Below are 12,979 nucleotides of genomic sequence, written 5' to 3'. Positions count from 1 at the left end.
CGATGACCGACGTGATGTCGACCCGCCGGCGGATCGCCGAGGAACTTCAGGTGTCGGCGACCTTCGACGCCGCCGAGGAGATCGAGCGGCGCGTCGTCTTCCTCGCCGACCGCCTCGTCGACACCGGCCTCACGACGCTGGTCCTGGGCATCAGCGGCGGCGTGGACTCGACCACTGCCGGCCGGCTCTGCCAGCTCGCCGCCGAGCGGGCCCGCGCCGCCGGCCACCCGGCCGTCTTCGTCGCCATGCGCCTGCCGTACGGGGTGCAGGCCGACGAGCACCACGCCCAGACCGCGCTGGAGTTCATCCGGCCCGACCGGCTGCTCACCGTCGACGTGAAGCCGGCCGCCGACGCTGCCCTGGACGCGCTCGTCGCCGGCGGGCTGACCTTCCGGGACGCCGCCCAGCAGGACTTCGTGCTCGGCAACATCAAGGCCCGGCAACGCATGATCGCCCAGTACGCGGTGGCCGGCGCGGCGGGCGGGCTGGTGGTCGGCACCGACCACGCCGCCGAGGCGGTCACCGGCTTCTTCACCAAGCACGGCGACGGCGCCGCGGACCTGGTCCCGCTGACCGGGCTGACCAAGCGGCGGGTGCGGGCGCTCGCCGCCGCGCTCGGCGCCCCCGCCGAGCTGGTCGGCAAGGCGCCCACGGCCGACCTGGAGAGCCTCGCACCGGGCAAGCTCGACGAGGACGCGCTCGGCCTGGCGTACGAGCACATCGACGACTACCTGGAGGGCCGGGAGGTGCCGGCCGAGGTGGAGGCGGCGCTCGTGGAGCGCTACCGGTCCACCGAGCACAAGCGCCAGCTCCCCGTCGCACCCTGACGCCGTCTTGCGTGGAAGGGGCCCCGGTCGACCGGGGCCCCTTTCTCGTCAGGGCGTGAGGCGGTGCAGGTCGCGCGGGAAGGCGGTCACCTCGCGGACGTTGGCCGCGCCGGTGAGCCGGGCCACGAAGCGTTCCAGCCCGATGGCGAAGCCCCCGTGCGGCGGCATGCCGTGCCGGAACGCGTCCACGTACCCGGCGTACGGCTCGACCGGCTCGCCGCGGGCCGCCAGGGCGGCCAGGTAGTCCTCGTGCCGGTGCAGCCGCTGCCCGCCGGTGACCAGCTCCATCCCCCGGAACAGCAGGTCGAAGCCGTTGGAGTGGGTCGGCCGGGCCGGGTCCGGGTGGGTGTAGAACGGTCGCTTCGCCATCGGGTACCCGGTGACGAACAGGAAGTCCGAGCCGTGTTCGCGCAGCGCCCACTCCCCCAGCGCCCGCTCGTGGGCCGGGGCGAGGTCCGGCTCGTCGGCCGGCGCCCCGGCGATCTTCAGCGCCTCGGTGAAGTGCACGGCCGGGATCTCGGCGGGCACCTCCGGCAGGGTCAGCCCGAGCGTGGCGAGCGCACCGCCGGCCCGTGCCGCGACCTCGGCCAGCATCCCGGCCAGGGTCTCCCGCAGCACGGCCATCACGTCCCGGTGGTCGGCCACGAAGCCCAGCTCGACGTCGAGCGAGGTGTACTGGGCCAGGTGCCGGACGGTGTCGTGCGGCTCGGCGCGGAACACGGGCCCGACCTCGTACACCCGCTCGAAGACGCCGACCATGAGCTGCTTGTAGAACTGCGGCGACTGGGCCAGGTACGCGGGCCGGCCGAACCAGTCCAGCGCGAACACGTTCGCCCCGCTCTCGGTGGACGAGGCGACCACCTTCGGGGTGTGGATCTCCACGAACCCGCGGGCGTCCAGGGCGGCCCGGAAGCCGGCCACCGCCGCCGCCGAGATCCGCAGCGCCGCCGACCGGGTCGGGTGGCGCAGCGCGGTTGGCGCGTGGTCGAGCTGGGTGGGCAGGGTGGCGGTGAGGGCCGGCCGGTACAGGTCGAACGGCGGCGGGACGGCGGGCGGGCCGAGTGGGCGTACCGTCGGCTCGGCCAGCTCGACCCCGGCGGGCGCGGTGGCGTTCGCGACCACCGTGCCGACCACCTCGACGACGGTCTCCTCGGGCAGCGACTCGACGGCCGCGCGCACGGCGGGGTCGGTGACCACCACCTGGGCCAGGCCGGCGGCGTCCCGGACGATGAGGAAGGCCACCGACTTGAGCAGCCGGCGGCGGTGCACCCAGCCGGCGATCCGCACGGTCGCGCCGACATGGTGGGTGAGCTGGGAGGACAGGATGCGTTGCACGGCGGTTACCTCCTTGGTCAATCGCAACGCGATCCCCGGGAGGTGTGGGCGAGCGGGAGCCTCGCGGTGCCACCACACCTTCGCTCCCGCGAAGCGGGAGCCTCGTTCGTCGCCTTTTCACCGGGGCCAGCCGGGCGGGGTCTACTGAGCAGCCAGGCCGCCGTTCTTCCCGCAGCTCAGGAGGGTCTTCACGCACCGGCGCCAGACCGCCTCTCAGCAACCGGCGGCTCTCTGCGCTGGCGGGTCGGCGCGCTACTCGGCTCCGTCGCAGCTCTGCCCGGCACGCTAGCACCCGTCCCCGGCCCGTGTGACGGGGATTTCTGGTGGCTGGTGTCCGGTGTCACATGGTTCCGGGCGTGACGGCGGTCGCCCGAGGTCCATCGACGGCCACCGACCGGCGTACGCTCGGCCTTGTGACGATCGAGCACTCCGCGCCGACGACTGAGCAGGCCGCGCGCACCGCAACCGTCGCCCCCGAGGGGCGGCGCATGCTGCGGATCGAGGCGCGCAACGCCGAGACGCCGATCGAGCGCAAGCCGCCGTGGATCAAGGTCAAGGCCAAGATGGGCCCGGAGTACACCCAGCTGCGCGGGCTCGTCTCGCGCGAGGGGCTGCACACCGTGTGCCAGGAGGCCGGCTGTCCCAACATCTACGAGTGCTGGGAGGACCGGGAGGCCACCTTCCTCATCGGCGGCGACCAGTGCACCCGGCGCTGCGACTTCTGCCAGATCGACACCGGCAAGCCCGCCGAGTTCGACGCCGACGAGCCCCGCCGGGTCGCCGAGTCCGTCGCCGCGATGGGCCTGCGCTACGCCACCATCACCGGCGTGGCCCGCGACGACCTGCCCGACGGCGGCGCCTGGCTCTACGCCGAGACCGTCCGGCAGATCCACGCCCTCCAGTCCGGCTGCGGCGTCGAGCTGCTGATCCCCGACTTCAACGCGGTGCCCGAGCAGCTCGCCGAGGTCTTCGGGTCCCGGCCCGAGGTGCTCGCGCACAACGTCGAGACGGTGCCGCGGATCTTCAAGCGGATCCGCCCCGCGTTCCGCTACGAGCGCTCCCTCGACGTGATCCGCCAGGCGCGCGCCGACGGCCTGGTCACCAAGAGCAACCTCATCCTCGGCATGGGCGAGGAGCGGGCCGAGGTCTCCCAGGCGCTGCGCGACCTGCACGACGCCGGCTGCGAGCTGATCACCATCACCCAGTACCTGCGCCCCTCCCCCCGGCACCACCCGGTCACCCGCTGGGTCAAGCCGGAGGAGTTCGTCGAGCTGCGCGAGGAGGCCGAGGAGATCGGCTTCGCCGGCGTGATGAGCGGCCCGCTGGTGCGCTCGTCGTACCGGGCCGGGCGGCTCTACCAGCAGGCGCTCGCCGCCCGCGACGAGGTCGTCGCCGCCGGCTGAGGCCGGCCGTCGACCGCGTCACCCACCGCCGGCCACCCGCCGGATGCCATGATCCCAGGGATGACCGCCGGGGTACGCCAGGAGCCGCGCGAGGCCACCCGCCCGCGTACGCCCCGGCGTACCCGGCTGCCGGCACTGCTCGCCCTGCTGGTCGGGCTGGCCGCGGTCGGCTACCGGCTGGCACTGCTGCTCGCCGACGCGCCGCCCACCAACAGCGACGAGGCGACGATGGGGCTGGCCGCCCTGCACATCGCCCGTGGCGAGGACTTCCCGGTCTGGTTCTACGGGCAGGCGTACATGGGCACGCTGGAGGCGTACCTCGCCGCGCCGCTCGTCGCCCTGGCCGGGCCGTCGGTGCTCGTCCTGCGCCTGCCCACCCTGGCGCTGTACGCCCTCTTCCTCGCCCTGTCCTGGCGGCTCACCCGCCGGCTCGGCGGCGACCGGTGGTTCGCCCTGCTCGTGGTCGGCTTCCTCGCGCTCGGCTCCGACCGGGTGGTGAAGAACCAGCTCATCGCCGGGGGCGGCTACCCCGAGCTGAATCCGGCCGGGGTGGCGCTGGCCCTGCTCACCGTGTCACTGTGCGCCGGCGTGCCGGGATCGCGGCTGCCCTGTCGGGCGGCGGCGGCCGGGGCGGCGGCGGCCGGGGCGGCGGCGGCCGGGGCGGCGGTGCGGCTGCCCCGCTGGGCGGGCTGGGGGCTCGTCTCCGGCCTGCTGCTCTGGGCCGATCCGCTGATCCTGCCGTTCGTGCTGGCGCTCGGGGCGGTGCTGGCGGGGCGCCGGCGGCGGGAGCTGATCGGCCGGGCCGGCGCCGTCCTGGCGGCGGGGCTCCTGCTGGGCGCGGCGCCGATGCTGCTGGACAGCCTCCGGCACGGCCGCGACCCGCTCGCCGCCGTGCTGACCGCCAGCGGCGCCGATACGGCGGCGACCTGGAGCGAGCGGCTGTACGGCGGCCTGGTGCTCGGCCCACCCATGGCCATGGGCTTCTGCTCCCCCGGCCACTGCGCCGGCTGGCAACTCTGGTGGGCGCCGGCATTCGTCGTCCTGCTGCTCCTCGCGGCGATCACCGCCTGGCGCACCCTCCGCCGCCCCCTTCCACCCGCAGATCTTGGACACTTTCCGTTCGCTGCGAACGACAACTTTCCAAGATCCGGCGACGATCCCGCCGGCGCGACGGGGCGGCGGGTGTCGGCTGCCGTGCGACTCGCGCTGCTCGCCGGGGCGGCGGCGGTGCTCGCGGCCTACACGGCGAGCAGCGCGGCCGGGCGGACCCCGGTCGAGAGCGCCCGGTACCTGTCGGTGCTGGCGGTCGCCACGCCGGCCCTGCTCTGGCCCCTCTGGACCGCCGCCCGCCGAGCCGGCCTCTGGCCCTCCCCTCGCCACCGGGACGAGGCGGCGGGGCCCGAGCTTCCGGGTGTGCGCCAGGTCAGTGAGCTGACGGGATCCGACCACCCAGGAGCACGCCAGATCGGCGGGCTGGAGCTGATCCACCGCGAGTCGGGCGGCCGGATGCGGACCTTGGCGGCCGGGGGTGTGGCGGTCGCCGTGCTGGCGGGGATGCTCGGCACCGGGGCGGTCGCCACGGCGGGCGCCATCGGTGGTGTGCCGGCCACCCACGCGGAGGCCGACCGGCACCGGGCGCTCGTCGACACCCTCGGCGCGCTGGGCGTGCGGCACGTGCGCGCCGGCTACTGGACCTGCAACCGGCTCACCTTCGCCAGCGGCGAGGACGTGCGCTGCGCGGTGGTCGACGACGAGCTGCGCCCCGGGTTCGACCGGCTGCCCGCGTACCGGCGGGCGGTGGACGCCGACCCCGACGCCGCCTGGGTCGCCCCGGCCGGGTCGCCGCTGGCCGCCCGCCTGGACGCGCGGCTCGGGCCCGGCCCGGGCACGCTCAGGCTGGTCGAGGTCCCGGGCTGGCGGATCTACCTGCCCCGCCGCTGAGCGGGGGTGGCGGGCGGCGTGGGGTCGAGCAGGCCGAGGCGGTGGGCCAGCGCGGCGGCCTCCACCCGGTTGGTCACGTCCAGCTTGGCGATGATCCGGGACACGTGCACGCTCGCTGTCTTCGGCGAGATGAAGAGCCGCTCGGCGATCCGGCTGTTGCTGTGCCCCTCGGCGACCAGCCGCAGCACCTCCTGCTCCCGGCTGGTCAGCAGGTCCGGGCCGGGGCGGCCGGCGCCGCGCAGCCCGACCCGCCGGGCCAGGGTGGCGGCCTGCTCGCCCAGCGGGGCGGCGCCGAGCCGGGAGGCGATCTCGGCGGCCTCGCGAACCGCACCGGCCACCTCGTCCCGCTCGCCGGCCGCCGCAGCGGCCTCGGCCAGGGCGAGCAGCGCCCGGCCCAGCGGGTAGGGCTGCCCCACCGCCCGCCACCGCGCCACGGCCTCCCGCCACGCCGGCAACGCCGCGCCCGGCCGCTGGGCCGTCCCGCGACGCTCGACCGCCACCCCACTGCCCTCGACCGCCGCACCGGCCTGCTCGGCCGGAGCGCCAGGCCGCCCCACCGGAGCGCCGGGAGCGTCGGCGTCGAATTCGACGCCGGTGAGGATCGCGGTGACCTGGGCGGCGTGTGCCAGCTCCGCCGGGTAGCGGGCCGGCAGCACGGCGGAGACGGCGGACGCCTCGGCGGCCAGCCCGGAGTCGCCGACCAGCGCCGCGGCGCGGGCCACCGCGCTGAGCACCGGCCAGCCCTCCCGGGGCAGGTCGGCGAGGCGCTCGTCGGCCAGGGCGGCCCGGCTCGCGGCGAGCGCGGCCACCTTGTCGTCCGCCGCCAGAGCGGCCTCGATGCGCAGTTCGCGTAGCGGCAGCCGGTGGTTCGGCCAGAGGTAGGGCCGGGCCAGGAAGGCCAGCGCCCGGCCGACCAGCTCGTCGGCGGCGGGGTGCGCGCGGGCCAGCCGCAGCCCGGCCCGGAGCTGGAGCCAGTGCAGCCCGGAGACGCCCGGCGGGTCGATCCGGGCCGCCTCCGCGCAGGCCGCATCGGCTTCGTCCCAGCGGCCCAGCGCGATCAGCGCCTCGGCCCGGTTCGACAGCAGGTACGCCCCGATCGAGCGGCTGATGCCCACCCGGCGCGCCTCACTCACCCCGGCCGCTGCGGCCTCCTCGGACTCGGCGTACCGGCCCAGCTCGTAGAGCACGTCGGAGAGGTAGACCAGGGCGCTGACCAGCGCCCGGGCGTCGTCGGCGGCCCGCGCCAGCGCCTCGGCCCGGCGCAACTCGGCCAGCCCGAGGTCGGGGATGCCCTGGGTGCGGCACAGCATGGCGATCCGGGTGGGCAGGAGGGCCAGGTCCGCGCCGACCGCCTCCGCGCCGACCGTCGCCTCGGCCGCCACCGCGGCGGCCTGTGCCGGATCGACCTTCATCAGGTGTGCCGCGATGTCGGAGAGCAGGCCGACCCGCTCCGGTCCCTCCGGCACCCCGGCCGCCAGCCGGTACGCCTCACCCAGCTCGGCCGCGCCGTCGCTCTTGCCGAGCAGGGCGAGCAGCCGGCCGCGCTGGTCGAGCAGGCGGGCGGCGCGCAGCGGCTCGGCGGCGGAATCCACCTCGGCCAGGGCGGCCCGGGTGAGGGTCAGCGCCCGGCTGAGGTCGCCGGCGGTGTTGGCCGCGGCGACGGTCTCCTCCAGCAGCCGCAGGTGGTCCATGCCGAGCCGGTCGGGGGCGTCGGGCACCAGCTCCCAGAGTTCCAGGACCCGCTCCAGCAGCCGGCTCTGCTCGGCGTACGCGTAGCGGTCGGCTGCGGCAGCGGCGGCCGCCCGGGCGGCGACGAGGGCGCGCGGGTGGTCGTGGGCGGCGTACCAGTGGTGGGCGATCTCGGCCGGGGCGCGACCGGCGGCCACCAGGTGCGGCTGCGCCTCGATCGCGGCGGCGTACCGGGCGTGCAGCCGGGCGTGCTCGCCGGGGAGCAGGTCGTCGTGGACGGCCTCGCGGAACAGCGCGTGCCGGAACTCGTAGTCGCCGTCCGGGTCGGCCACCACGAGCTGGCCGGCCACGGCGGCGCGCAGCGCGTCCTCCAGCTCGGCCTCGGGCAGGCCGGCCACCTCGGCGAGGAGCTGGTGGGCGAAGCGGGTGCCGCCGGCGGCGGCGATCCGCAGCACCCGCTGGGCCGGCTCGGGCAGCCGGTCCACCCGGGCCAGCAGGAGGTCGCGCAGCGTCTCCGGCAGCACCGCGCAGCCGACCGGGTCGCCGGCCGCGGCAAGCTCCTCGATGAAGAACGGGTTGCCCTGGGTACGCCCGTGCACGTCGTCGACGGCGCGGGCGGCCGGCTCGGCGCCGAGCAGGTCGGCGAGGATGGCGGCCGTGCCGTCCCGGTCCAGCCGGCCCAGCTCGATCCGGTCCACGCCCCGGGCCCGGTCCAGCTCGGCAAGGAAGGAGCGTAGCGGGTGGCCGCGGTGCAGCTCGTCGGTGCGGTAGGTGCAGACCAGGAGCAGGCGCGTGGCCCGGGCGGCCCGGACCAGGAAGTCGATGAGGTCACGGGTGGAGCGGTCGGCCCAGTGCAGGTCCTCGATCAGCAGCACCAGGGGCCGCTCCTCGGCGATCCGCCGGAACAGGTCGGCGACCAGGTCGAACAGGTAGCCGCGCGGGGTGTCGGAGACGGGCATCCCGGTGGGCGCGGCGGCGCCGGCCGGCACCCGGGCCAGCTCGGGCAGCAGCCGGGCGAACTCCGCCTCGTAGCCGGCGAAGGCGGCCGGGCCGTCGTGGCGCAGCACGTCGCGCAGCGCGGCGGCGAACGGGGCGAAGGGCAGGCCGGCCTCGCCGAGTTCCAGGCACTGGCCGATCAGCAGCCGCGCGCCGGCCCCGGTGGCGTACGCGCCGAACTCCTCCAGCAGGCGGGTCTTGCCCACCCCGGCCTCGCCGCCCACCAGGACGGTGACCGGGTCGCCCGCCCGGGCCCGGCCGAGCGCCTCGCGCAGCCCCGCCAGTTCGGGCTGGCGGCCGACGAGGACGGTGCTGGCGGCGCGTGCGGTCACGCCGTCGAGCATGCCATGGCGCAGGCCCACGCCGTCCCCGCCGACCGGCCGGTTCCCCGCCGGTCCGGCCGCCCCCGTGACGGCCGGCCCGGCGTCCGCTTGCGCGGGCAGCGCCGGGGCGGTCACCGGCGGGCGTCGGTGGCGCGGGCGGTGTGCTGCCGGCGGCTCAGCCAGCTCCGCGAGTGGCGGCGGGGCAGGGACCGGGCGAGCCGGTCGCGGGCCGCGTCGGCCTGGAGCTCGGAGGCGTGGCTGCGGTGGATGCTGAGGAGCAGGTCTGCGTCGTTGCCGAACATCTCGGTTCTCCTTCGTGCGGTGTTTCCCTGTCGACATCGACTTTCCGCGCGAAGGTGCCCCCGGGGCATGGGTGCGTCGCCTGATCTTCGGCCGTTCCCCCTCCTTACCCGGGGGCCTCAGCGGCCCCACCCGGACGTAAGGTACTCAGCCGCGCGGCGGAGGGGCGGCCACGGATCAACGGGTCGTGCGGCGACCACTAGACTCTGCGGCATGGCAAAGCCCCAGGAGAAGGTCTCGTTCGGCCAGCGGCTGAAGCAGATCGGGATGGTGTTCCAGTTCACCGCCAAGCAGGACCGGTGGTTCGCGCCGCTGACCGCGGCGGCGGTGCTGATCCCGCTCGCGCTCACCGTGGTCGCGGTGCTTCTCTGGAGTTGGATCTGGCTGCCCATCGGCATCCTGTTCGCCCTGCTCGCCGTGCTGATCGTGCTCAACCTGCGGTCCAACAAGGCGATGATGAACGCCGCCGAGGGGCAGCCCGGCGCGGCGGCCCAGATCATGGAGAGCATGCGCGGCGACTGGCGGGTCACCCCGGCGGTCAGCTCCACCACGCAGATGGACATGGTGCACCTGGTGATCGGCCGGCCGGGCGTGATCCTGCTGGCCGAGGGCAACCCGCAGCGGGTGCGCGGCCTGCTCGGCCAGGAGAAGCGCCGGCTCGCCAAGGTGATCGGCTCCGCGCCGCTGCACGACTACGTGATCGGTCAGGGCGAGGGTGAGCTGCCGATCCGCAAGCTGCGGATGACGCTGATGCGGCTGCCCCGCAGCCTCGCCCCGAAGGACGTCAACGCCCTCGACAAGCGGCTCAAGGCGCTCACCGCCCGCCCGCAGATGCCCAAGGGCGCCATCCCGAAGAACATGCGGCCGCCGCGCGGCGCGTTCCGCCAGACCCGGGGTCGCTGACCCCCGTCGTACGCGAGAAGGAGCCGGACCCGCGCGGGGCCGGCTCCTTCGTCGTGTGGCCGGGGCTCAGCGGCGGGCGGGGCGGGGGGCGTCGGCGATGACCGACCCGGTGAGCCGGTCGTGGAGGCCGCGCCGGTGCCCGTCCATGATCAGGGCGGGCACCACGAGGGCCAGCAGCACGCCGCGCAGCAGCCCCCGGAACAGCCCGATCCGGCCGCCGTCGGCCCAGGACAGGCAGCGGATCCGGGTCACGTACATGCCGGGGGTCTGGGCGAAGAGGCCGAGGAAGAAGCCGTACTCCAGGATCAGCACCAGGACCGGGGGCCAGCCGTCGCGGACCGGGTCGGCGAAGATGTTGGCGATCAGCAGGCAGAGCACCCAGTCGATGACCAGGGCGCCGAAGCGGCGGCCGAGGCTCGGGGGCGTGAAGGTCGGGTCCGTGGCGGGCGGCACCGGCACGGCGGCGGTATCGGTCACAGCGGTCAGGGTAGCCAGCGGCCGACCCGGGGCCGGGAGCGCCGCGGCGGGCAGGGGTGCCGGTCACTGCGGGGTGCGCGGTTCGGCACGGGCCGGGAAACAGGACCAAAGCCATCAATCAGCGACAGACCGGCGCAGCGGGTATCGTCCGAACGGAGAGCCGGCGGCGGCTGAGCGGCCGGGATGACGCTGCGCGAGGGACGTAACACGGCGGAAACAGAGGAGACACGGCCGGGCAACCCCACCGCCATAGCTTCGTCAGGTAGCCAGCCACCGGAGTGGACCTGCCAGGAGGACGTGTGTTCGCCAATCCCGAGGAACTCCTGCGATACCTCAAGAACGAGGGCGTGAAGTTCGTCGACGTACGTTTCTGTGACCTGCCCGGCGTGATGCAGCACTTCAACCTGCCGGTCGAGTCCGTCGACGACAGCCTCTTCACCGACGGCCTCGCGTTCGACGGTTCGTCGATCCGTGGCTTCCAGGCGATCCACGAGTCGGACATGCTCCTGCTGCCGGACGTCGCGACCGCCTTCATCGACCCGTTCCGCGCGCAGAAGACCCTCGCGCTGAACTTCTTCATCCACGACCCGTTCACCCGTGAGGCGTACTCCCGGGACCCGCGGAACGTGGCGAAGAAGGCCGAGGCGTTCCTCGCGGCGAGCGGCATCGCCGACACCGCCTACTTCGGCGCCGAGGCGGAGTTCTACATCTTCGACTCGATCCGCCACGAGACCTCGGCCCACCAGTCGTTCTACTACATCGACTCGATCGAGGGCGCCTGGAACTCCGGCCGGGAGGAGGAGGGCGGCAACCGCGGTTACAAGACCGCGTACAAGGGCGGCTACTTCCCGGTGCCGCCGGTCGACCACTACGCCGACCTGCGCGACAGCATCGTCCGCCGCCTGGTCGACACCGGCTTCACCGTGGAGCGGTCGCACCACGAGGTCGGCACCGCCGGCCAGTCGGAGATCAACTACCGGTTCTCCACGCTGCTGCACTCGGCCGACCAGCTCCAGCTCTTCAAGTACATCGTGAAGAACGAGGCGTGGGCGAACGGCAAGACCGCCACCTTCATGCCGAAGCCGCTCTTCGGCGACAACGGCTCGGGCATGCACACCCACCAGAGCCTGTGGCTGAACGGCGAGCCGCTGTTCTACGACGAGACCGGCTACGCCGGCCTGTCCGACAACGCCCGCTGGTACATCGGCGGCCTGCTGCACCACGCGCCGTCGCTGCTGGCCTTCACCAACCCGACGGTCAACTCCTACCGTCGCCTGGTGCCGGGCTTCGAGGCGCCGGTCAACCTGGTCTACTCGCAGCGCAACCGCTCCGCCTGCACCCGGATCCCGGTCACCGGCAACAACCCGAAGGCCAAGCGGGTCGAGTTCCGGGTGCCGGACCCGTCCAGCAACCCGTACCTCGCCTTCTCGGCGATGATGATGGCCGGCCTGGACGGCATCAAGAACAAGATCGAGCCGCCGGCGCCGATCGACAAGGACCTGTACGACCTGCCGCCGGAGGAGTGGGGCGACGTCAAGCAGGTGCCGGGCTCGCTGCCGGAGGTGCTCGACGCGCTCGAGGCCGACCACGACTACCTGCTCGACGGCGGCGTCTTCACGCCGGACCTGATCTCCACCTGGGTGTCGTGGAAGCGGGCCAACGAGGTCGACCCGGTGCGCCTGCGCCCGACCCCGCACGAGTTCGCCATGTACTTCGACTGCTGAGCTGACAACCCGCTGACCAGGGATCATGTGCCCTGCGCGCACCCTGGCTACAACCTGGACACCTTCGACGGGCCGTCGATCGCCGCTACGTACGAGCGATCGGCGGCCCGTCGTCGCTCGGCCGCAGCTGTCCGGACGGCCTCAGCCGGTGGTCTTGCCGATGATGCGTTCCATCTCGTCCTGACCGAAGGCCCGCATGGTGGTGGTACGGACGTTGCCCGCCCCGCCGAGCTGCAGAAGCGCCGCCCCGGCGGTCTCGTCGTCGGGCGCCTCGACGATGGCCACGACGTCGTACGGACCGAACGTCCAGTAGATGTTCAGGAGATTCGCTCCGACATTCCGGGTCGCTGCGGCGAAGGCCTCGGCGCGCTTCGGAGTGTCCTTGTAGGCGCGGACCCCTTGATCGGTCCAGTTCAGCAACGCGACATACGTCGGCATGGTCCTTCACCTCCATGAAGAGACCTCATCGTAAGGTTGCTTCTGGGCATAACGTCCCGAATCCGCATCAAAGGCGCACCAGCAGGCGCGGAGCTCGCCCGGGCCGGCTCCGCGACAGCGGGGCCGGCCCGGCCGGTTTCACGCGTCGGCCCTCAGCGGGCGAGCAGCGCGTCCAGCTTCGTGAAGGAGCTGCCCCAGCCCTGCTCCGCGCCGGACCGCATCTCCGGCGCGAACGGGCCCTGGCGGAGCACCAGCCGGGTCCGGTCGCCGGACTCGGCGTGGAACTCCAGCCGGAGGGTGAACCGGGTGCCGTCGGGCACCCCCGGCACGCCGTGCGCCTCCTCGTGGCCCACCAGCAGCTCGTGCTCGACCACCTCGCTGAAGATGCCGTCGGCCGGCGAGGTCATGGTCGGGTCCTCGTCGTTGACCATGACGAAGCGCTGGTGGCCGCCGACCCGGACGTCCATGTCGACGGTGTCCCGCGGCACCGACCAGCCGACCGGGGCGAACCACTCGGCGAACTGGTCCGGGTCGGTGAACGCGCGCCAGACCAGCTCGCGCGGGGCGTCGAAGACCCGGGTGATGACGAGCTCCTGGGTCGCCTGCGTGTCGGTCATGCTGCT

11 protein-coding genes are annotated in these 12,979 nt (G+C 74.3%); 5 read left to right on the top strand and 6 right to left on the bottom strand.

The features are described 5' to 3' along the window. Positions 1 to 2 precede the first annotated feature (2 nt). On the top strand, positions 3 to 827 hold the full coding sequence (gene nadE / locus GA0070603_RS28020; protein WP_091319940.1) for an NAD(+) synthase: 825 nt from the start codon (positions 3 to 5) through the stop codon (positions 825 to 827). Between the two features lie 48 nt (positions 828 to 875). Here nadE and aspS read toward each other — a convergent pair whose 3' ends face one another. Next, entirely contained in the window at positions 876 to 2,162 is a 1,287-nt protein-coding gene (gene aspS / locus GA0070603_RS28015; RefSeq protein WP_091319938.1) for an aspartate--tRNA(Asn) ligase, read from the bottom strand. Positions 2,163 to 2,575: 413 nt separating this feature from the next. Between aspS and lipA the strand changes: the two genes are divergently transcribed. Both lipA and GA0070603_RS28005 read left to right on the top strand, forming a co-directional pair. Further along, entirely contained in the window at positions 2,576 to 3,565 is a 990-nt protein-coding gene (gene lipA / locus GA0070603_RS28010) for a lipoyl synthase (RefSeq protein ID WP_091319935.1), read from the top strand. Positions 3,566 to 3,625: 60 nt separating this feature from the next. Then, complete coding sequence (locus GA0070603_RS28005; RefSeq protein WP_167544596.1) at positions 3,626 to 5,506, top strand: DUF423 domain-containing protein; 1,881 nt, start codon at positions 3,626 to 3,628, stop codon at positions 5,504 to 5,506. Here the strand turns inward: GA0070603_RS28005 and GA0070603_RS28000 are convergent. Together GA0070603_RS28000 and GA0070603_RS31630 are read right to left on the bottom strand one after the other, a co-directional pair. Then, positions 5,488 to 8,523 carry a helix-turn-helix transcriptional regulator gene (locus tag GA0070603_RS28000; RefSeq protein ID WP_244282627.1) on the bottom strand — a complete coding sequence of 1,012 codons (3,036 nt, stop codon included), beginning with the start codon at positions 8,521 to 8,523 and terminating at the stop codon, positions 5,488 to 5,490. The two genes, GA0070603_RS28005 and GA0070603_RS28000, sit on opposite strands and share 19 nt — an antisense overlap. A gap of 122 nt (positions 8,524 to 8,645) precedes the next feature. Then, a complete protein-coding gene (locus GA0070603_RS31630) occupies positions 8,646 to 8,816 on the bottom strand; it encodes a hypothetical protein (RefSeq protein WP_167544595.1) in 171 nt (56 codons plus the stop codon). Positions 8,817 to 9,027: 211 nt separating this feature from the next. On the opposite strand from GA0070603_RS31630, the gene GA0070603_RS27995 reads away from it, so the two are divergent. Then, entirely contained in the window at positions 9,028 to 9,717 is a 690-nt protein-coding gene (locus tag GA0070603_RS27995; protein WP_091319932.1) for a DUF4191 domain-containing protein, read from the top strand. Between the two features lie 66 nt (positions 9,718 to 9,783). Here the strand turns inward: GA0070603_RS27995 and GA0070603_RS27990 are convergent, their stop codons facing one another. Beyond that, complete coding sequence (locus GA0070603_RS27990; protein WP_208862956.1) at positions 9,784 to 10,194, bottom strand: RDD family protein; 411 nt, start codon at positions 10,192 to 10,194, stop codon at positions 9,784 to 9,786. Between the two features lie 299 nt (positions 10,195 to 10,493). On the opposite strand from GA0070603_RS27990, the gene glnA reads away from it, so the two are divergent. Beyond that, positions 10,494 to 11,918 carry a type I glutamate--ammonia ligase gene (gene glnA, locus GA0070603_RS27985; protein WP_091319930.1) on the top strand — a complete coding sequence of 475 codons (1,425 nt, stop codon included), beginning with the start codon at positions 10,494 to 10,496 and terminating at the stop codon, positions 11,916 to 11,918. Between the two features lie 141 nt (positions 11,919 to 12,059). On the opposite strand, the gene GA0070603_RS27980 is transcribed toward glnA, so the two are convergent. Together GA0070603_RS27980 and GA0070603_RS27975 are read right to left on the bottom strand one after the other, a co-directional pair. Beyond that, a complete protein-coding gene (locus GA0070603_RS27980; protein ID WP_091319928.1) occupies positions 12,060 to 12,356 on the bottom strand; it encodes a GYD domain-containing protein in 297 nt (98 codons plus the stop codon). Positions 12,357 to 12,508: 152 nt separating this feature from the next. Beyond that, on the bottom strand, positions 12,509 to 12,973 hold the full coding sequence (locus tag GA0070603_RS27975; protein ID WP_167544594.1) for an SRPBCC family protein: 465 nt from the start codon (positions 12,971 to 12,973) through the stop codon (positions 12,509 to 12,511). Between the last annotated feature and the right edge of the window lie 6 nt (positions 12,974 to 12,979).

Source organism: Micromonospora chersina (assembly GCF_900091475.1).
GTDB lineage: Bacteria > Actinomycetota > Actinomycetes > Mycobacteriales > Micromonosporaceae > Micromonospora > Micromonospora chersina.
Note: the sequence above shows the minus strand (reverse complement) of the source record. Positions and strands in the feature narration are given on the sequence as shown.

Bases quoted from the DNA above. Each gene is read 5' to 3' on its own strand.
- GA0070603_RS31630 (WP_167544595.1), bottom strand. From the start codon at position 8,816: ATGTTCGGCAACGACGCAGACCTGCTCCTCAGCATCCACCGCAGCCAC.
- GA0070603_RS28005 (WP_167544596.1), top strand. From the start codon at position 3,626: ATGACCGCCGGGGTACGCCAGGAGCCGCGCGAGGCCACCCGCCCGCGT.
- nadE (WP_091319940.1), top strand. From the start codon at position 3: ATGACCGACGTGATGTCGACCCGCCGGCGGATCGCCGAGGAACTTCAG.
- GA0070603_RS27975 (WP_167544594.1), bottom strand. From the start codon at position 12,973: ATGACCGACACGCAGGCGACCCAGGAGCTCGTCATCACCCGGGTCTTC.
- GA0070603_RS27995 (WP_091319932.1), top strand. From the start codon at position 9,028: ATGGCAAAGCCCCAGGAGAAGGTCTCGTTCGGCCAGCGGCTGAAGCAG.
- GA0070603_RS27980 (WP_091319928.1), bottom strand. From the start codon at position 12,356: ATGCCGACGTATGTCGCGTTGCTGAACTGGACCGATCAAGGGGTCCGC.